A 21072-nucleotide genomic window follows, 5' to 3' on the forward strand; every position below is an offset into this window, starting at 1 on the left:
AATGTATCGTTTCGAAACCATTTCGATTGAAGAACTCGAAAATTTTGAATACAACACCAATTGTCCTAGCTGTAGATTCGAATGGATTTATAGTTGGTATCAGGTTTTTGAGAAAGTGGAAAACAATATTGTTGGGTTCAAAAAGAAGCCCTTCATCATTCTTGTTTATAAGGAGAACAAGTTGGTTGCAATTGTTCCATTATTAAAATTAGTAAGGATATACTTTAAGTGTATTCGCATATCCTTTCTTGAATTTTTTGGTCAGCAATGGTCAAGTTTAGGGAATGATATTTTATTAGTGGGGGAAGTTGATAAACTCTTATATCGTGAATTAAAGCGTTGGATCAGTAAAAACATTTCCTATGATTTCATTTTCTTAAAGTACATACCAAAGCAGTCCGAATTGGTCAAGAGTTTCCGATTGTTTCATTATTCAGTTGCTCCCTGTCTGCAATTAAATAGATATAAAGAATATCAGGATTTCAATAAACAAGTATACTCTAAAAAGTTTAGAGAAGAACTTAAACGTACCTCAAGAAAGTTGGCAAGAGAAAATTTAGAGTATACCATAGAGGTTAAAGAAATTAATAAGGAAAATTTAAAATTGATTAAGCACATCTCAAAATCAAAGGAGATAGATGGCAAAAGCTTTTTATATGCCAACTCAGAAAAAGAAGCATTTCATTTAAGTATTTATCAGAGTTTTCCATCTCAGATGATATTGCTAAAGTTAAATGATGAGATTGTTGCCTATTCTACCTCAATTGATTGGCAAGGGAAACGATTGGCAATTGATTCATCTTTTGATAGGAGATTTCGAAAATATGGTATTGGAATACACTGTGTTGATTCTTTTATCAGGAATGCATTTGATGATAAGATGAAGAAATTATCATTGGGTATGGGACATGATTCTTACAAGTTTAGGTTTTGTGACGATATGGATCAATTTTTTATGTGTTTTGATTACAAAATCAGTTGGAAATCATTATTGGCTTTGCCCTACTTTAAGTACAGATTAATTAAAATAGACAAAGAAGTACAATCAAAAATCCAAAAGATATCCGCAGTCATACAAAAAAATAAGCAAAAGAGTAGAAGCAAGGAAGAATTAGAAGTAAAAACGAACAATCAAACCTCTAATAATAGAAAAAATATTACTGAGCGTATTGAAATGTAGAATGGTATAATATCTAAAGAGTTTAAACCCTAAAACCTAATGTATAATTTTAAAACCATTTCAATTAAAGAACTTGAGAACTTGCAATACAAAGCAAATTTTCCTAGCAATAGATTCGAATGGATTAATAGTTGGTATGAGGTTTTCGAGAAAGTGGAAAACAATGTAATAGGCTTTCAGAAGCAGGCTTATATTGTAACTGCTTATGAAAACAACCAATTGGTAGCCATTATTCCTCTTGTAAAGCTAATTCGTAAGTTTTGTAAATGTATAAAGCTCGAATTTGTTGAGTTTCTTGGACAGCAATGGTCCTGTATTGGACATGATTTAATTGTGCTAAAAGAATTAGATTCTAGTTTTATAAAGCAGCTTCTTAGCTGGATTAAAAAGAACATTCGCTATCACTTCATTTTTTTCAAGTATGTTCCTAAAAAATCGATTCTGACAAAAGACTTTAAAATGTATCGATATTCGGGAGCTCCCATGATTTGTATTTCGGACTACAAGGATTATAATGAGTTTGCCGAAAAGGTTTATGCAAAGAAGTTTCGGAAGAAGTTAGACAGAACCTTACGAAAGATTGAAAAAGATGGATTTCGTTTAAGCTTGTCCTACGAGGAAATCAACTCATCCAATTTTGAGACCATTAAAAGAATATCGAAATCAAAAATGCTGGATGGAAAAAGCTTTGTATATGATGATGTAAACAAGGAAAAGTTTCATAAAAGTCTGTACAGTAAGTTTCCATCGCATGTAATGTTTGCCAAGTTTAATGATTACCCGGTTGCCTATGTAGCAAATATAGATTGTGATAATGCAAGGATTGCCATTGATTGTGCTTTCGATCGCGATTATAGAATTTATGGAGTAGGCGTTCAGTGTATGGATTGTAACATTCGAAAGTCATTTTCGCTGAACAAGGAGAAATACTCTTTCGGAGTTGGCATGGATGTATATAAGTTCCAGTTCACAAAAACAGCAATGCCATTTTACATGTGTTTTGGCCTGCAGAATAGACTGAAATCATTTTTAGCAAAGCCATTTGTTTTGTATAGAGCAAAGAAATCAGATATAAAAGCCAAACAGGAATTTGAAGGAGTAGAGGAATACATATGAAGAAATTAATTGCCAACATATTGGGATACCTATTGCTGTTGATATTTGGTAAAACCGCTTTAAAACAGTTCGATAAGCAAGTGTTATCCATCTATTTTCACGATCCGTCGCTTGTCCTTTTTAAAGGAATCATCGGTTTTTTATTTTCGAAAGGCTTCAGGTTCATTTCGGAAGAAGAATATTTTCAGATCATAAATGGAGAGAAAGATGTAAAAGGAAGAACTGCCTTTATTTCCTTTGATGATGGCTGGAAAGGCAATTTAAAATTGATTCCAATTCTTGAGAAATATCAAATACCAGCAACTTTCTTTATTCCCGTTCGACCGGTAATAACAGGAAACTTTTGGTGGGAGTATGCAGCTAAAGTGGTAGAGGAAAATCAGCAATTTAAATCAGTTGAAGAAGTAAAGAAATTACCAAATGATAGTAGGATGCAGTTAATCCGAGGTGCAGCTGCCAGATATGATTTAAAGAGATCTTGTATCGAACTTTCGGAATTAAAACGCTTGAGTGAAAATCCATTCATTACAATTGGATCTCACACCTATCATCATCCGATTACTATAAAATGTTCGGATGAGGAGTTGGATTTTGAGTATCGTGAATCAAAAAAAACATTGGAAGAGTGGTTGTCGGTAGAAATTAATTCATTTTCCTTTCCCAATGGCGACTATAACCAAAGAGATTTGGATTTGCTGAAGAAGTACAATTACAAGATGGCTTTTACTGTAAATCCTGAATTGAATTCGAACTTCATTTCTGAGTTTCAGATTCCAAGAGTCTCCATCAATTCGAATGGAGGAAAATATGAGAACATTGCGCGCATGCTTCGGGTTTGGCACAAATTTGTTCAGCCGCTGCAGCAAAAGCAAGCATTGCTATTCAATCCTAAATTATCAGGAAGTTAAAATCATTTAAGCGGATGAAAGAGATTCTATACATAGCACCAGGGAATCAGAATTCAAAAGGGGGAATTGGATTGTGTGTAAACAATTATTCAAAACACATGTCCAACTTTAAGGTTTTGGTTACGCATCGGTTTAAGTCCAAATTGATAAATTCCTTGTGGTTCCCAATTTGTATTGTGGAGTTGTTGTGGATTTTGATTAAAGATCGGGATATTAAAATTCTTCACATTCATGGGGCATCGAAAGGTAGTTTTTACAGGAAGTACATACTTTATGCATTTGCAAGAGCATTTTCCAATAAGAAAATCATCTACCACATACATGGAGGTGGGTTTCGGGACTTTTACCTGGGATCGTCAAGGTTTATTCAGCGTAGAATACGATATGTAATTAATACTGCGGATATGGTGATTTGCTTGTCGGAAAAATGGAAGCACTTTTACACCAGTGCCTTTAAGCCAAAACGGATTAGAATCTTAAATAATATGATTCTTCCTCCGCTTAACACAGAGCGAAAGCCATCCAATGATAAATTTAGCTTGTTATTCCTGGGATTAATTGGTGACAACAAAGGCATTTTCGACTTGATTAAAATTATTGCAAAAAACAGGAGCCAATTTGAGGATAAACTGGAGCTCGTGATCGCTGGAAATGGGGAAGTGGATCGATTGACCAATACCATTTCGAAATGGAAGATGCAGGAAATCATTCATTTTAAAGGTTGGGCCAACGAAGAAAAGAAAGAAGAGTTGTTCCGATCATCGGATGCATTTATTTTGCCATCCTATAAAGAAGGTTTGCCTTTGTCCATTCTTGAAGCCATGAGCTATGGTTTGCCTATAATATCAAGTAAGGTGGGAGGGATTCCAGATTTGATTCACAAAGGGAAAAATGGAATACTTGTGGTTCCCGGTAATCAAAGAGCCATTAAAAATGCAATCGTCAAGTTGATGACAAACCAAGCTCTTTGCAAAAACTACTCACAAAATTCAACAAGAGCAGTTGTTGATTTTTATCCAGATCATGTATTAAAAACATTATTCTCAATCTACCATGAATTACAGGGGAATAAGGGATTACTTTTTGAGCAAAATTAAATTCGGTATCGGGTTTGAAAGGGAATTGAAAAGAATAGAGAAGCTATACTCAATTAGTGAATCCCAATTGTCAGAATTAAAAAACAAAGAATTTGTAAAGCAGTATCGAAATGCCTACCTAAATTCCAAGTTCTACAATGAGTTGTATCGAAAGCATGGCTTAAGTGTACATTCGGTAAAATCGATTGACGACGCAGAAAAAATACCAATCATTACAAAAGATGACATTAGGCATTGTGTTGATGATTTGTTGACTACAAACCGTTTGTTTGTATACAAGGCCTTCACAAGTGGAACCACTGGTTCGCCATTAAAATTGTATCGCGATTATCAGTCGGTTTGCAAGGAATACTCCTACGGATACTATTTTCAGAATATCCATGGATACGAGCTGGGCGATAAGGTGATATCCATAAAAGGAGATTTGGACAAGGATAAGATTTCGAGGTTTGACAAGGCCTTGAATACATTGCATTTATCGAGTTATAATCTGAACGAAAAGAACATCCTAAAGTATTATGAATTGATTAAGGAGTTTGAACCCAAAGTGGTTAAGGCTTATCCTAGTTCATTACAGATTTTATCGACAGAACTGTACAAAAAAGGATTGGATTTGTACATTCCGATTGCATTTACTTCATCTGAAGTATTGCACGATTGGCAACGACGAATTATTGAAAGGATACTGCATTGCGAAGTGATAGATTGGTATGGAAATTCGGAGCAAACCATTGCTTTGGGACAGGTAAAAGAAAACTTGTATCAGGATGTTCCATTGTATGGGCATATTGAGGTAAAAGAAAATCACATCATCACTACGGGATTCATCAATAAATCATTCCCACTAATTCGTTACCAGGTAGATGATATCATCGAGTTAAAGTGTGATGCGAGTTGTATTCGTTGTTGCACCGAACGAATAATGGGTCGCGACAATCAATATGTAAGGTTAAAGAATGGGCAGCAGGTTGGCTTACTCGATCATGCATTTAATTTCAACAACATTAAAAATATTCTGGCTGCACAAATTGTTCAGAAAGTGCCAGGTGAAATCGATTTGAATATTATACCTGATTACAATTTTACAGAGCAAGATAAGGTAGAATTGCTAAAGAATCTTACACAGTTGGTAACAGAAGATTGTAAGATTCATTACAATGAGATAACAGAGGATCAGATCATAAAAACAAAGGCTGGTAAGTTTAATTTGATGGTTTCCTATTTGGATACCAAGGATAAGGATGCTACGGCAAAGGAGATTTTGAAGGCGATAGATACAGCTTAAAAGATTTGTAAACCACGAATTTTACAGATTACACGAATAGATTCATATTTTGGTTTATGTGAATTGTTTGATGATTTATAATTCGTAAAAATTAGTAAAATTCGTGGTTCATACAAAGATAATTCGTAATTAGTTGATGATATGGCAGTACAGTTAATAAAAGATTTGATTGCCTATAAAATAAAATTTGGCAGAGCATTCGAGCGTGAATTGCGACGGATTATTGAACTGGATCAAATGTCTAAAGCTGAGATTTTAGAATTGAAAAGTGAGGAGTTTGTGAAGCAATATCGTAATGCTTATACCAATGCTGAATTCTACAAACAATTCTACAAAAAGCATGGATTGAATCTTTATTCAGTAAAAGATTTGTCTGATAAGAACAAACTACCAACTATTTCGAAGCTGGATGTTCGTAATCATGCCAAAGCGATGTTGACTAAACCAAAATTGTGCGTATTTAAAGCTTATTCGAGTGGAACAACAGGTACACCATTACAGGTTTACAGAGATTTTTCATCTACAATAAAAGAATATGCTTATGGTCATTTTTTCCAGCAAATGCATGGCTATCATTTGGGTGATCCGGTTGTATCCTTACGGGGAACTTTAAACCGAAATACATTTTCCTATTTCGATAAAAGCAATAATGTATTGTATTTGTCATCCTATCACTTAAAGTCGGAAAGAATTGATGAATACTACAAGCTGATAAAAGATTTTAATCCCAAGGTAATTAAGGCCTATCCGAGTTCCATGCACATTCTGGCTACCGAATTGCACAAGAAAGATTTGAGTTTAGGCATTCCGATTGCATTTACATCATCGGAAGTATTGCATGGATTTCAGAAAGAGATTGTCGAGAAAACACTGAATACAAAAATATACGATTGGTATGGCAATGCAGAGCAAACAGTTGCGCTGGGGCAGTTCGAGGATGAATTGTATCGTGAGTTTCCATTGTATTCCCATACCGAGTTCGAAGATGATCATTTGATTACCACAAGCTTTATCAACTCTGCTTTTCCATTGATCCGTTATCGTGTTGATGATGTGGTGCAATTGGCTGATTGTAGCAATGGTATATGTGTGATCAAAAAGATTGAAGGCAGAGACGATGATTACATTGTTTTAAAAGATGGTCAACGAATTGGTCGACTTGATTTGGCCTTTAAAAAAGCTAAGAATTTGTTAGCAGCTCAAATTGTGCAAGATGAACCTGGTATTATTCGGGTAAACCTGATTCCGGATAAGAGATTTGATAAGAGAGATTTGGATGTAATAGAATTGAACTTGCGCGATTTACTTGGGGATGAATGCATGATTCGTTTTGATAAAATAGAAACAGATCAGTTGATTAGAACAGCCAAAGGGAAATTTAACCTTGTAGTTTCCCAGCTTAAATGATTGTAAGGAAATTTTTTGAAAAGGATTAAACGCTAAGGCGCAAAGACGCAAGGATATAAATGTTGCAGGTTAAAACTAATTTTCTCGCAGATCAGCGCATTTTACAAGGCAGATTTACGCGGATTGAATTATGATGCGGTTCATGTTGAGTTATAAATATTGCACAGCGCTGCTGCTTAAAGCATTAAAAAAGGCCAACTAAATTGTTATAGGTGCAGAGCATCGTAATATTTATAGAAAGCAGATTTTGTAGAAGAGATAGGTACAGCGTACCGTTATATTCCGCCATCAATATCAATGAAAAATTATTCAGAGAAAATACTAGTTATAGGTGCAGGACCCCAGGCCTTGTTTTTGGTACGGGAGTTTAGCCGTTTGAATTATCATGTAATTCTGGTAGGCAGAAAAAACGAAATTGCCATGCATTCGAAGTATGGGGAGAAAAAAGTAATTCGTAGCGAGGAGCATTTGGTGTTGGAACTAAATTCATTGGCAAATACTTATCCCAAGTTAAAAGCCTATATCGCAAGCGGATTTTACTTGGCTTTTTTGATGAACCATTTCCCGCGCTTCTTTCAGTTGTACAAGGTAATGCCGGGACATAAAGTGTCGATAGAACAATTGATGACCAAAAGCAAAACTTACAAGCTGGCAAAAAAAGTTAAGGTATTGTTTCCCCGGACTCATGTATTGATAGATGTAGAAGATCAGAAGCTGGTAAATCAACTCAATTACCCACAAATTGTAAAATGGAACAGGGATATCTTTCTATTCACAAAGCCAAGGTTTAAAACCCAATTGATTGAAAATGTATCAGAGATGATTGATTTGCTCAAAATATTAAGTGAGCAGGAAAAAACATCGCTAATATCACAAGACTTTTTAGGTGCGGATTTAAAAAACAATTTTTCCTATGGCGCTTATGTATATGAGGGAGAGGTGAAACTGGATATTTGTGTAAACGAGGTTCGTCATTTCCGATCGGGCGTTTCATCGGTGGTTGAGGAGTATCTTGGAGCTTATGCCAGGGAAATAAAACAACAAGCAGAGGCAGTTCTGCAGCAAACTAAGTTTACCGGCTTTTTAGATGTTGAGTTTAAAATAAGAGATGGACAATTGTATTTGCTTGAAGTGAACCCTCGACCTTTTGGTTTCATTAAAATCATGAAGAAGAAATATCCTGAATTGATTCCTTATGTAATGGGGCATAAGTTGATTGCTTATAAAAATCCGAAACCAGTAAAATGGATTAATGTACTTCGCGATATGGTATTAATTCTAAAGAATCCAGGTGAGGGCTTTCATATGTTAAAAGTTCTGTTCGATTTTAACAAACGAACCTTCGATGTTTGGGATATTCATGATCCTTTGCCATTCTTTTATCAGATGAAGAGGTAGTTAATGTTCATGTAATGAATGTTTTATGTCTTTCTGGAGATGTGGGTGGAATTAAAATGAAACAGACATTTAATGCATGAAACGGAAGTGTTAAAGGATAAAACGGCAATGTAAATGAATGAAACGAGCATGAGAAAGAATAAAACACAACGTGAAGAGGACAGGATAGAACATGAAATGTATATGTAGCCAATGTAAGAGGGTAAAACGAGACTGAGAGAGAATGAAACGAGCATGTAAAAGGACCAAATAAGAGATGAAATGAAATGGATCAGGCGTTTAATGGATCGGATGAATGATGAAATGAAACGGATTAGATTGTAAATAGATCCAGCACGAGATGTAAAGGTATGGTATGAATAAGTTAATGTATTGGTTCGAACTTGAAGTGTACTTGTTATTGAGTACAAAATGTGTTTTAGAGGTAAAGATTGCAGAGATTGTCCATTGAGAAAAAAAATATACAGGAATGATATCATTGTGTTTGACCTTAGACTATGAGTTATTTGGATCGGGAAGAGGCAATGTGTTTACGCACATTATAGAGCCTACCAACCGTTTGCTGGCCATTTGTTCTACGTATGGAATGAAGCTTACCATATTCTTCGAGGTGGTAGAATATTGGAAACTGAAGGAAGTTTATGAGAGTGGTGAATCGATGGGATACGAAAGAAACCCTGCCGAATCCATGGCCAATCAGATTAAGAAAGCTCATCAGTTGGGACATGATATTCAACTGCACATTCATCCGCAATGGGTTGATGCCCAGTATGAGGACGGAGAGTGGAAATTGAATATGGATTACTGGAGATTGCCAGAAGTGCCGGATCAGGCCAATGAGCAAATTAGTATGGGCTTAAGCGAATTGATTCGCAAAGGGAAAGAGGAATTGGAGGGGATTCTTCAACCAATAAAACCTGATTACAAGTGCAATGTGTTGCGGGCAGGTGGATACAATATCGATCCATCGGAACGATTGTTGAAAGCATTAAAAGAGAATGAATTTATAGCCGATAGCTCGGTTTATTATGGAGGCAAAGCCGAGAGTGAGCTGTCGAAATACGATTATACCTGTGTAAAGAAGGAAACTCCTTATTGGTTTACCAATGGCTCTTTGTTAGCTGTCAGCAAGAATGAAAAGGAGTTTGTAGAGTTGCCTGTTTTTGCAAAAAGAATCAGAAGAATTTCAAAATACGATTTGGTGAGGATTTGCTCTGCTTTAAAGAACAAGGCGAATTCTATTGAAAAGTTTAAGAACAACAGTACTAAAAAAACGAAATGGGAAACCATCCAATTCTTAATGAATAAAGAAGCCGTTACCTGGGATTTTTGCCTGTTCTCGAAATCGAAAATGCGGAAGTTCTTTAATGCAGCTATCAAGATCAGGGAAAACTCTAAAGCATCCTTTCATCCTTTTGTATTGGTAGGACATCCAAAAGATTTCTACTACTCCGATGCCATTGAGTTTTTGGCCAAAAAAGCATCAGGAGGAAAGTTAAAGTTTTTAACGATTGGTGAAGCCATTGTTCAAATTAAAGAAACACACAAGCAGAAATGATAGCACAAAGTCTCGAAAAACTACGAGTATATATAGAAGACCAAGAATACAAAGGTTGGGATCCGTATGACGGATTAAACTCCAAACTTTTTCAGTCGATTCCTTTTTTGAACAAGAGTCGACTAATGAGGTTGATATGGATTCAGGCCTTTAAAAGAAATCCAATGAATTTCCGGGATCTTGCAGGGATTAAGAAAGCTTATAATCCTAAAGGTCTTGGTTTATTTCTTAGTGGTTATTGTAAGCTTTATCAGCTTGATCGCACACAGGAGGTAAGATCCCGGATCCTTTTTTTAAGTAAAAAGATATTGGAATTGCAGTCGACAGGATGGTCGGGAGCATGTTGGGGATACAATTTTGACTGGCAAGCCAGGGCATTTTTTCAGCCCAAAGGAACACCTTCGGTTGTGGTTACTTCATATGTTACCAACTCCTTATTGGATGCCTACCAAATATTGGGCGATAAAGAATTATTGGAAACAGCCATTAGCGCAAAAGATTTTATTTTGAACGATTTGCATCGCAGCTACGATGGAAATGGCGATTTTTGCTTTTCCTATTCACCTCTGGATGAAACAAGAGTATTTAATGCTTCATTGCTGGGGAGTAAAACTTTAGCTCGAATTTATTCCATTACCAAAGATGAGGTATTGGCTGAGGAAGCAAAAAAGTCAGTTCAGTTTAGTATTAATTATCAGCACGCAGATGGATCGTGGGCATACGGAACTTTGCCTTATCATCAGTGGATTGATAATTTCCATACTGGATTTAACCTGGAGGCCTTAGCCGATTACCAGAAATATACCGAGGATGAATCCTTCCATGAGAATATAGAAAAAGGGCTGGAATATTACCTGAATCATTTCTTTACCGAAGAGGGTATTCCTAAATACTTTAACAGTTCTACTTACCCTGTAGATATCCATTGTCCCGCACAGTTGCCAATCACCTTAAGCAAGATAGGTGCTTTTCAATCGCAGAAGGAATTAATAGATCGGGTATTGAATTGGACCATTTCAAACCTGCAAAGTTCTGAAGGATATTTCTATTTCAGAGCAGGGAAAAGCTTTAAAACCAAAATACCATACATCCGATGGGCTCAGGCCTGGATGTTTTTGGCCTTATCAACCTATTTATTAGAAACCTTAAAAACACCGGAATATGAGAAAAAGAGTTACAATAATGAATTCGCCGGTTGATGTTTTAACAATGCGCGAAACCATTGATATTATCGATGATTCGATTCGCGAAAAAAAATCAATTCAACACATTGTGGTTAATGCAGCCAAGCTGGTTAACATGCAAGAGGATGAAGAATTGTATCAGTCGGTAGTTGATAGTGATATTATTAATGCTGATGGAATGGCTGTGGTATGGGCTGCGAGTTTGTTGGGTAAACCATTACCCGAACGTGTGGCAGGGGTTGATTTAATGCAAGAGCTTGTCATTCTTGCTTCTGAGAAAAAGTATAGGATTTTCTTTTTTGGCGGAAGGGAAGAGGTCGTTTCCGAGGTAGTTAGAAAATATACTACGGTATTTGGAAAGGAAATTATAGCAGGATATCGCAATGGATATTTTAAAAAAGATCAGGAAGCCAATATTGCAGCTCAAATTGCAGAATCGAAAGCTGATATCTTGTTTGTAGCCATTAGTTCACCAACCAAAGAGATTTTTTTAAACACCTATAAAGACAGATTGAAAGTTCCTTTCATCATGGGTGTTGGAGGATCGTTTGATGTTGTTGCAGGCAAAGTAAAAAGAGCACCTGTTTGGATGCAAAAAACAGGTTTGGAATGGTTCTACAGATTCTTGCAAGAACCCGGAAGAATGTGGAAAAGATATCTGGTAACCAATTCGCTATTTATTTACTATGTATTGAGGGAGAGATTTTCAGTGAACAGTAATCAGTAATCAGTAAACAGTGAACAGTAATCAGTAATCAGTAAACAGTAAACAGTTATCAGTTGCACGATTAAAATGCAGCTGCCAAAGCGTAAAACAATATAAAACAAGCATAAATAAATTCACTTTATAACCTTAAATAAACCGAGCATGATCAAAGGAAGAGAAAAAACACTGGCAAGGATAAGCACCATAGTTCAGGTTGCTTTATCCTTAGGCTGCTATTGGTTTGTTGCCTGGGCAACAAACAATTATATGCGGCCAGTTGAAATAGCTGCTCACGATACCAATATTGTTTATTTAATGATTATCGCAATATGGTACACTCTTATTAAAGAATTCAATTTGGGAAAGATGCTAAGGGTAAAAACCTACTCCGAATTGTTTGCTGAATATTTTGCAATGGTATTCATCAGTTCAGGCTTGTTGTATCTGGGAAGCTTGTTTTTAACCGATACTGTTCCTGTATTAATTCTGGCTTTGTTTGCTTGTTTGAATATGGCGGTTTTGTTCAGTTTTAGAATGTTGAGCTATACCATTTTCAAGAAAATTAGAGGAAAGGGATATAATACGCGGAATGTATTGATTGTAGCTGATGATGAATCATACCTGCACTTTATTGATAGAATGTTGTTTATTCGCGATTGGGGATATCGTGTTTGGGCAATCATGTCTGATGGGAAGCACATCAAAAACAAATACGATTCGCATGTAAGAGTACTGCATGAGCATTTTCAATTGAATGAGATTATTGATGCCAATGTAGTAGATGAGGTGATTTACTGTAAGGGAAAATTTAATAACGACGAAGTGCGTGCTTTAATCTATGCCTGTTCGGAAGTTGGAGTAACCTTTAGGGTATATTCCGAGCTATTAAGTGTAGTTAGTATGCGTTCTCATTTGACTTACTTTAAGGAACTTCCATTTTTGACTTTTGCGAACAATACCAAAAACTACTTTGCTCTAAAAGTAAAGGAAATTCTCGATTTTGTATTCTCATTCTTCATTGTTGTTTTGATTTCTCCGGTGTTACTAGGCATAGCCATTGCAATTAAAATTGAGGATGGCGGTTCCATCTTTTTCAAACAAGAAAGAGTTGGCTTAAACGGTCGATTGTTCAAGTGTTTAAAATTTAGAACCATGGTTGAGAATGCAGAAGCTCTTCGAGTGAAACTGGAAAATATGAATGAACAATCGGGACCTGTTTTTAAGATTAAAAACGACCCCAGGGTTACTCGTGTAGGAAGGTTTCTGCGCAAAACTTCACTGGATGAACTTCCACAATTCTTTAATGTATTAAAGGGAGAGATGTCGATTGTAGGTCCTCGTCCTCCAATTCCTTCTGAGGTTCAGCAATATCAACGTTGGCAAAGACGCCGTTTGAGTATGAAACCAGGAATTACCTGTATCTGGCAGGTTTCAGGAAGAAACAACATTCCTTTTGATGAGTGGATGAGATTAGACATGATGTACATCGATACCTGGTCATTAAAGCTTGATTTAATGCTTTTCCTTAGCACTATTAAAGTGGTTCTTACTGGGGATGGGCAGTAGGCTGTTATCAGTAATCAGTTTGCAAAAAATTGCAGCTACCCTGATTTCCCTTTCAGGGGGGATTCAGGGGGGTGTAATTCATTCGAAATATTATTAGTTACCAGAGAGAATTTAAATAAGATCTCCTGCTGTTTATTCTCTCAATTCTTTTTGTAAGGCATCCTTTCTTACCAGTATGATCAGGTAATATCTGATTCATAATTTAATCCCGATAACAATCGGAACCTAAAGAAATACATAAAAACCAAGACCATGAATAAAAAAATTATTACCCTAATGAGCCTTGTTATAGTAATGGGTCTCATTTCCTGTCGATCAAATCAAGATCTCGTTTATTTGCAAGATGTTGATGCTGAAGTTTTGGCTCCTGAATTTGTAATGAAGGTGCCTGAATACAAGATTAAAACCAACGATAACCTGTTCGTTAGTATAAAGTCGATGAACCCAGAAATAAGTCAGCTTTACAATCCTGCTCAGGCCATAGGAGGTCAGCAAGGAACACAAAACCTTTATAGCCAATTGCCCGATCAGTATTTGAATGGATACCAGGTAGATTCCAATGGGAACATATCCTTGCCTATAATTGGAAGCATTGGTGTTGCAGGATTAACACAGAAAGAAGCTCAGGAAAAAGTGCAAGAACATGCCGATGAGTATTTGAAAGATGCAAGTGTTAAAGTGAAGCTTCTGAATTTTAGAGTGACTGTTATGGGAGAAGTAGCAACTCCCGGAGTTTATTACAATTATAATAGCAGCTTAAGTATTCTGGAAGCACTAAGTATGGCCAATGGAATTACCGATCATGCCAGAATAAACAGGGTATTGGTAATTAGAACCAACAATCAGGAAAGTAAAACTTACCGATTGGATTTATCGAGTAAGAATTTCCTAAAATCGGAAGCCTTTTTTATACAGCCCAACGATGTGATTTACGTTGAACCTCATAAGATTAAGAATACCGACATGAACTCTAATGTATACAGTTTGCTGCTTTCAACAGTATCAACAGCTGTACTGATTACCAGTTTAATAATTTCCAATTAAGATAGAATTGTTATGAAACGAGCCAAGGAAAACTTCTCACACAGAGGAGTAACCAAACTGGCGAGTTCCTCGCGATAGTTATCGGGATGGCAATTAAAAAGTAAATTTAAGACATATGAAATACGTAGATGAAGTAATGGACTATTTCGACAAGAAGGATAGTCCTGACGTAAAAGATTTCCTCTACAGGATTTTATCTAAGTGGAAGATATTTGTAATCTGTGGAGTATTAGGGATTTGTATTGCCTATTTGGTGAGTAAATATTCAACCTCTGTTTATATGATGCGAAGTAGCTTGTTGGTGCATGTCGATCCTGATGAGACAAGTGCAAAGCAGATGTTTGAAGGGTATCAACTGCGAGATAAGGCAAACATTCAAAATCATGTAGAAATCTTAAAGTCCTTTACCATAAACCGTAAAGCAATGGAGAACCTTGGCTGGATAGAGTCCTGGTACAAGAAAACGTGGTTTATGGACAAAGGATTGTATCGAAATGAGCCTTTTGAAGTCATTCAACACGAAGGTACAAACCTTACCGATATACCTGTTTTTATTGAACAGGTTGATGGTCATACCTATAAAATAATAGTTGATGGCGAATCTGAATACAAAGGTGATGAAGTGAAGGTGAAGTTTGAAAAGGAAGGGTTTTTTAATCAGGCTTTTAAAAACAAGTACTTTCATTTCACGATCAAGCCTAAGAAAAAGAAAGTAGATCAGGAAGCGAATCATTACTTTGTGTTTAATGATTTGGATAAGCTTACGCTGAAATACATGGAGAGTATGGTAATTACGGTTGCCGAGAAGAAAGCCGAATTGATTCATCTGAGAATAGATGATTCAGAACCTGCTCGAGGTGTTGATTTTCTGAACGAACTGAATTGGGTATACCTGCAGTTTAGGTTAATAGAGAAAAACAAAAAGTCAGAAAATACAGTTCGATTTATCGATTCACGATTGGAAGGGATTGTGGATTCCTTGCAGTTAGCTGGTCAGAGTTTTACCAATTTCCGTTCCAGAAACAGGATCGTAGACCTTGGACAAGAAGCAGGGGTGGTAGTGGCTAAGATGGAGGAGTTGGAAACCCAACTCTCTCAAGCACAGATCTCATTGGAGTATTATAAAAATTTACTTCGAAACTTGGGAGATGCCAATCAGATGAAACAAGTGGTTGCTCCTTCGGTTGCAGGAATAACCGATCCAACTCTGGATGCTTTGGTAACAAAATTGACGGATCTTTATGGAAAGCGTGAGGTGCTTTCATACAGTGTTCAGGCAAAAAATCCAAGTTTGGTTATTTTAAACAAGGAGATAGATGTGATTCGCCAAAGTTTGGATGAAAACCTAAAATCTTTGGTTGCCAATTCCCAAATTGAGGTTTCTAGCCTAAGTGAACGAATGTCGAAGGTGAGAGATCAGTTGGCTAGAATGCCTAAAAATGAGCAGAAGTTTATTAATATGAAGCGCAACTTCGATTTGAACAATGAGTTGTATACATTCTTGCTCAAGAAGAGAGCTGAAGCTGCTATTGCAAAGGCTTCGAATGTTTCTGATACTCAGATTATTGATCCTGCACGATTGGCCACGATTATAAAGATTAAACCGAAACTTGCCATTAACCTGTTAATTGGGATGTTTTTGGGTTTGGGATTTCCTTTTTTGATTATTATCCTACAAGAGTTTTTCAATGATAATATTCAAAGTAGGGAAGAGTTGGTGAAGAAAACACATTTACCTCTTTTGGGAACCATTGCTCATAATCGTTATCCAAATAATTTGCCTGTTTTCCATCAGCCACGATCGGCAATTTCGGAGTCGTTCAGATCACTTCGAACCAACTTGAACTATGTTCTTCCCGATCAGCCAACAAAAATAATTGGGGTTCATTCAACCATTCCTGCGGAGGGTAAATCATTTGCCACGGTTAATTTGGCCAGTATTGTTGCCATGAACAACAAGAAAGTATTGTTGATAGGTGCGGATATGAGGAAGCCTAAGGTAGAGAAAATGTTTGATTTAGAGAATAAGGTTGGTTTAAGTACGTATCTAATTCGATACAATAAATGGCAAGAGGTGGTGCAAAATACACACATTAAGAATTTGTATTGCGTAACTTCTGGTCCTGTTCCTCCTAATCCTGCAGAATTGCTTGAAAATGGACGTTTGGAGATGTTTTTAAATGCGGTAAAAGGTAAGTTTGATTATGTGTTTATCGACAATGCTCCAATATCAATGGTAACAGATGGCTTTATTACTGGAAAGTTAGCAGATGCCAATCTGTTTATACTTCGACAAGGATTTAGTCATAAAGAGCAAATCAACTTTGTGAACCAAATCGCTGAAAGAGGAAGCTTGGATAATGTATCCTTGATTCTAAATGATGTAACATCAAATGGAGGATATGGGAACTATACCAATGGGGAAGGATATTATTATGAGGAACCATCGCCAGGAATTGTTCGAAAGCTATGGGAAAAGGTAAGCAACAATTAAAATAAACAAAGGTTCGAAAATTTTCGAACCTTTTTCTTTTGCATAATCTTAGAAAGCTAAGATTAATTCTATAAATTTAAAGGGAGTATTATTCCCTTAATAAGAAATTCATGATTATTGCTGTTGATTTTGATGGAACCATAGTGCAACATAAATACCCTCAAATAGGAGATGAAATTCCTTTTGCAATTGAAAGTTTACTTGAATTGCAAAAAGAAGGACATCAGCTAATTCTTTGGACATACCGAACAGGTGCTTTACTGTATGAAGCTGTGGATTATTGCGAAAGCAAGGGTTTAGAGTTTTATGCTGTTAATAAGAATTATCCCGAAGAGGAGTTTGATGAAAGTGTAAGTCGTAAAATTTATGCCGATTTGTATATCGACGATAGAAATATTGGGGGAATTCCTGATTGGGGAAATATCTACAACATGATTTCGACAAAAGAAGAGGTATACCCACCAGAGAAAAAATCAGGTAGTTCGTTTACCCGATTTCTTGATAACTTATTTGGTGAATAGAAGACAGAAAAAAACTTAGACTACTTTAGAAAATTTTCATTTGACGAATGTTTTTGCTGATGGCTGTCTGCTGAAGGCTATAATTTATCTTGAAACTTGAATCTTAATTTTCTTCTTCTTTACTCTTTCGTTCTTCAGTTTATTGGCAAGCTTATTTCCTAAACCTCTCTTTACAGCAACGAAAGAAGTATGATCCAGCACATCAATTTTTCCAAGTTCGTCTTTTTGTAAGTTTCCTTTTTTAAAGAAGAATCCAACCAAGTCTACTTTGTTGATTTTCTCCTTCTTACCTAAACCAATATAAAGGGTTTCCCAAATGGGAGCGTTGGGGATTTGCACTTCACTTTTAAGAGAGAAAAACGGAATGTCATCAGAAATAAATTCTGGAACTTTTTCTTCTTCGGCCAATACAATAAATGAATTGCCTTTTGCATGCATTCTGGCTGTTCTACCATTTCTGTGAATAAATGCTTCCTCTACTTTTGGCAATTGGTAATGAATAATATTTTGAATTTCAGGGATATCCAAGCCTCTTGATGCCAAATCGGTAGTGATTAACAAGTGGTTGCTACCATTGCGGAACTTGATTAAAGCACGTTCTCTGTCCGCTTGTTCCAGCCCTCCATGAAATATATCACAACTGATATTTTGTTCCTTTAACAAATCAGCAATTCGTTCAACTGCATCTCTGTGATTGCAGAATACCAAGCCAGGTTGATCTCCAACAGTACAGATTAGTCTGTACAAAGCATCCAATTTGTCTTTGTCATCAGCTAACACCTTACGTTGTGTTAAGGCAATGGCCTTTTGCTTTGGCAGAAAGTTAATTTCCTTAGGAGAATTCATTCGTGCAAACTCTGGAATTTCAATTCCCTGAGTAGCCGAGGTAAGAACCTTTTTAACACTTCGAGGCAAAGATTTAATAACCTCAGTCATTTCTTTTTGGAATCCCAATTCAAGGGCCTTATCAAACTCATCAAGAATCAGAAACTTAATTCCTGAAGTGTCAAAATTCTCTCTGCGAATGTGATCGGCAACTCTACCAGGTGTTCCGATTAGAACAGAAGGTGGATTTTGCAAATTGTTCTTTTCAATTCGCATAGAGTGACCGCCGTAGCAGCAATTCACCTTATAGGAAGTTCCCATATCTTTAAAAACAGATTCAATTTGCAGAGATAACTCTCGAGCAGGTGAAAGAACAAGTGCCTGAACTCCTGTTTGATCGGAATTTAGATCTTTCAGCATTGGCAAAAGAAATGCTAGTGTTTTTCCGGAACCAGTAGGAGATAATAGAACTAAATCATTCGATTTAACCCACGATTTGGCACAAACATTTTGCATCTCATTCAGTTGCTGAATGCCCAGCTTTTTTAAAATATCCTCAGTTTTTATTTGCATGGCGCAAAGGTAATAACAATTGGCAGTAAACAATGATCAAAGAAGAGTTATCAGCTTAAAGTATAAAGTATAAAGTATAAAGTATAAAGTATAAAGTATAAAGTTGCGCAGCGTGAGGAAATATAAAACTTTGCCTACTCATTGCCTTTTCTACCTTTCTACTGTTGAACTTTTCAACTATGCCTGTAACAATTAAATCAATTTTAATTAACTTATTTGAAACATCTTCAGGCAATGTCTTTTGTAAATTGGCGTCAACGAAACTACAATTAAAAAATTATGAAAGCGTATAAAGAAGGAATGTACAGAATTGAGGTAATTAATCTTGAAGGTGATGTTGTTTACTTGAGTCTTGACTCATTAAAACGATTTTGTGAAGAATCTTTGCCCGGAAATTTACCTGAGGATGCTTACACAGTAAGAATTACTGGCAATGATGATTATTTATTTGAGAAGTTGTTGTTGGCTGAAGAGAGCTAGGTTTCGATACAATCAAATTTTTTTACCAATGGGAAATGTGTTAGGTTTGCGTTATAGATTATCGCTTACCTAAAACATCATGACCAATAAATCATCACTTTTAAATTCATATAAAAAGCAAAAGCAATTAAGAGAATTAAAGGCAATTTTGCCAGAGGTTTTTGAAGGAGGAGTACTGGATATTCAAAAGTTGAAAGCTTTTGTTGGTGAAGATGCTTTTATTGATCATGCAAACTATGAACTTTCATGGTACGATAAAAAGTTAGCACTTGATTCTGCCAAAGCAAATTGTGATGCAGAGCTTGTTTACGTAAAAGATCGATCGGTTTTACCTAAAAAATCGAAGAACCTGTTTATTGAAGGGGATAATCTGGATGCTCTCAAGCTTCTTAGGAAGGATTACCAAGAGAAAATAAAATTGATATACATCGACCCTCCTTACAATACGGGTAAAAACTTTGCATTTAGCGATAATTACCATTTGGCAGCAGATGATTATCTTGAATACCTGAACCAATTTAATATTGGTAGGGTTGATGAACTTACCCAACACAGAATTGAAAGTGGAGAAGTTCATACCCAATGGTTGAATATGATTTTCCCTAGATTGATACTTACCAAAGACCTTTTAACCGATGATGGAGCCGTGGTAATTTCGATTGATGAATCGGAGAAAAATAATTTACAGTTGATTTGTAATGAGGTGTATGGGGAAGAGAATTTTGTAGCTTGCTTTATTTGGGAGAACAGAAGTATTAGCAATGATTCGTCCAACTTATTCTCAACAATTCATGAGTACATTCTTGTTTATGCCAAGGATAAATCAAAGCTAAAGTTCAAGGGAGAAGAAAAGGATTTTTCGAATTACTCCAATCCCGATGATGATGCAAATGGAGAATGGATTCCCGATAACCCAAGCGCTGCAAGTGGAAATGAAAATTCAAGATTTCCGATTGTGAATCCCATCACCAAGGAAGAATATTTGCCGCCCAATGGAAGGTATTGGGCTTTTTCAAAGGCAAGAGTGGAAGAGTGGACGAAATCAGGAAAAATGGTATTTCCAAAAGAAAAAGGAAAGCGATTTTTACTGAAGAAATATCGCAATGAATTGAAAAGTGAGAAAAAATCACTCTCATCAATCATTACCGATATTCCAGGCTTAAAGGGAACAAAGGAGCTGAAGGAATTGTACCCCGAAGAAATACCATTTAAACATCCGAAACCTACTGATTTATTAATATTTCTTTTCGACCAGTTGTCGGGCAAGGAAGATATTGTGTTGGATATTTTTGCAGGCTCGGCCAGCACAGCTCATGCGGTTTACAAAATGAATCAATCACAGGATTCAAATCGAAAGTTTATCTGTATCCAAAAGAATGAAAAGCTTGTTGCGAATACTGCAGGTTACAAATTGGGATTTTCTTCGATTAGTGATATTGCAATCGACAGAATTGGAAGAGCAGGAAAATTGCAGTCTGTGAATAATTCTGGTGTAAATTATTTTAAAATCGAATATTCAGAGTAAATATTACTGGAATATTTGAACATTCTCCGCAATTTCGACTAAATCTTAAGCTGCAATTCAGAACATTCAGTTTTATTTACTTAATAGGTAATGCAAGGCTTGAATTTAAGGTCAAGTTTTTTTACTTTGTGTGAGGCTTTTTTACAGATGTCTATTAATTAAATCTGTAGAAAAGAACAGTTTAGATTTTCAACAAAAACAACAA

General features: G+C 36.1%; 17 protein-coding genes. 16 read left to right on the forward strand and 1 reads right to left on the reverse strand.

All coding sequences use genetic code 11. The features are described 5' to 3' along the window. The first annotated feature begins 1 nt into the window (after position 1). From NQ163_RS03430 to NQ163_RS03495, 14 genes are all read left to right on the forward strand, one after another. Complete coding sequence (locus NQ163_RS03430) at positions 2-1180, forward strand: GNAT family N-acetyltransferase (protein WP_268188885.1); 1179 nt, start codon at positions 2-4, stop codon at positions 1178-1180. Between the two features lie 39 nt (positions 1181-1219). Further along, a complete protein-coding gene (locus NQ163_RS03435; protein ID WP_268188886.1) occupies positions 1220-2296 on the forward strand; it encodes a GNAT family N-acetyltransferase in 1077 nt (358 codons plus the stop codon). Next, positions 2293-3204, forward strand: coding sequence for a polysaccharide deacetylase family protein (locus tag NQ163_RS03440; RefSeq protein WP_268188887.1), 912 nt, complete (start codon positions 2293-2295; stop codon positions 3202-3204). The genes NQ163_RS03435 and NQ163_RS03440 overlap by 4 nt, the downstream gene beginning before the upstream one ends. A gap of 14 nt (positions 3205-3218) precedes the next feature. Further along, positions 3219-4301: a glycosyltransferase family 4 protein gene (locus NQ163_RS03445; protein WP_268188888.1), complete on the forward strand. Its 1083-nt coding sequence runs from the start codon at positions 3219-3221 to the stop codon at positions 4299-4301. Further along, complete coding sequence (locus NQ163_RS03450; protein WP_268188889.1) at positions 4288-5586, forward strand: hypothetical protein; 1299 nt, start codon at positions 4288-4290, stop codon at positions 5584-5586. The genes NQ163_RS03445 and NQ163_RS03450 overlap by 14 nt, the downstream gene beginning before the upstream one ends. 141 nt (positions 5587-5727) lie before the next feature. Further along, positions 5728-6993, forward strand: a complete 1266-nt coding sequence (locus tag NQ163_RS03455; RefSeq protein ID WP_268188890.1) for a hypothetical protein — start codon at positions 5728-5730, stop codon at positions 6991-6993. 297 nt (positions 6994-7290) lie between these two features. Beyond that, on the forward strand, positions 7291-8391 hold the full coding sequence (locus NQ163_RS03460; RefSeq protein ID WP_268188891.1) for a hypothetical protein: 1101 nt from the start codon (positions 7291-7293) through the stop codon (positions 8389-8391). Between the two features lie 469 nt (positions 8392-8860). Beyond that, positions 8861-9949 (forward strand): hypothetical protein, encoded by a 1089-nt coding sequence (locus tag NQ163_RS03465; protein WP_268188892.1) that lies wholly within the window; start codon positions 8861-8863, stop codon positions 9947-9949. Then, complete coding sequence (locus NQ163_RS03470) at positions 9946-11148, forward strand: hypothetical protein (protein WP_268188893.1); 1203 nt, start codon at positions 9946-9948, stop codon at positions 11146-11148. The genes NQ163_RS03465 and NQ163_RS03470 overlap by 4 nt, the downstream gene beginning before the upstream one ends. Beyond that, positions 11111-11860, forward strand: coding sequence for a WecB/TagA/CpsF family glycosyltransferase (locus NQ163_RS03475; protein WP_268188894.1), 750 nt, complete (start codon positions 11111-11113; stop codon positions 11858-11860). The genes NQ163_RS03470 and NQ163_RS03475 overlap by 38 nt, the downstream gene beginning before the upstream one ends. 141 nt (positions 11861-12001) lie before the next feature. After that, positions 12002-13405 (forward strand): sugar transferase, encoded by a 1404-nt coding sequence (locus NQ163_RS03480; RefSeq protein WP_120239101.1) that lies wholly within the window; start codon positions 12002-12004, stop codon positions 13403-13405. Positions 13406-13657: 252 nt separating this feature from the next. Beyond that, on the forward strand, positions 13658-14449 hold the full coding sequence (locus NQ163_RS03485; RefSeq protein ID WP_268188895.1) for a polysaccharide biosynthesis/export family protein: 792 nt from the start codon (positions 13658-13660) through the stop codon (positions 14447-14449). A 115-nt stretch (positions 14450-14564) separates the two neighbouring features. After that, positions 14565-16943, forward strand: coding sequence for a GumC family protein (locus NQ163_RS03490; protein ID WP_268188896.1), 2379 nt, complete (start codon positions 14565-14567; stop codon positions 16941-16943). 110 nt (positions 16944-17053) lie between these two features. Continuing rightward, entirely contained in the window at positions 17054-17464 is a 411-nt protein-coding gene (locus NQ163_RS03495) for a BT0820 family HAD-type phosphatase (protein WP_268188897.1), read from the forward strand. Positions 17465-17548: 84 nt separating this feature from the next. On the opposite strand, the gene NQ163_RS03500 is transcribed toward NQ163_RS03495, so the two are convergent. Beyond that, a complete protein-coding gene (locus NQ163_RS03500) occupies positions 17549-18862 on the reverse strand; it encodes a DEAD/DEAH box helicase (protein WP_268188898.1) in 1314 nt (437 codons plus the stop codon). Between the two features lie 279 nt (positions 18863-19141). Between NQ163_RS03500 and NQ163_RS03505 the strand changes: the two genes are divergently transcribed. Next, positions 19142-19342 carry a hypothetical protein gene (locus NQ163_RS03505; RefSeq protein ID WP_268188899.1) on the forward strand — a complete coding sequence of 67 codons (201 nt, stop codon included), beginning with the start codon at positions 19142-19144 and terminating at the stop codon, positions 19340-19342. Positions 19343-19421: 79 nt separating this feature from the next. Then, complete coding sequence (locus NQ163_RS03510; RefSeq protein WP_268188900.1) at positions 19422-20867, forward strand: site-specific DNA-methyltransferase; 1446 nt, start codon at positions 19422-19424, stop codon at positions 20865-20867. The last annotated feature ends 205 nt before the right edge of the window (positions 20868-21072 follow it).

It is taken from the genome of Marinifilum sp. D737, from assembly GCF_026672275.1.
Taxonomy (GTDB): Bacteria; Bacteroidota; Bacteroidia; order Bacteroidales; family Marinifilaceae; genus Marinifilum.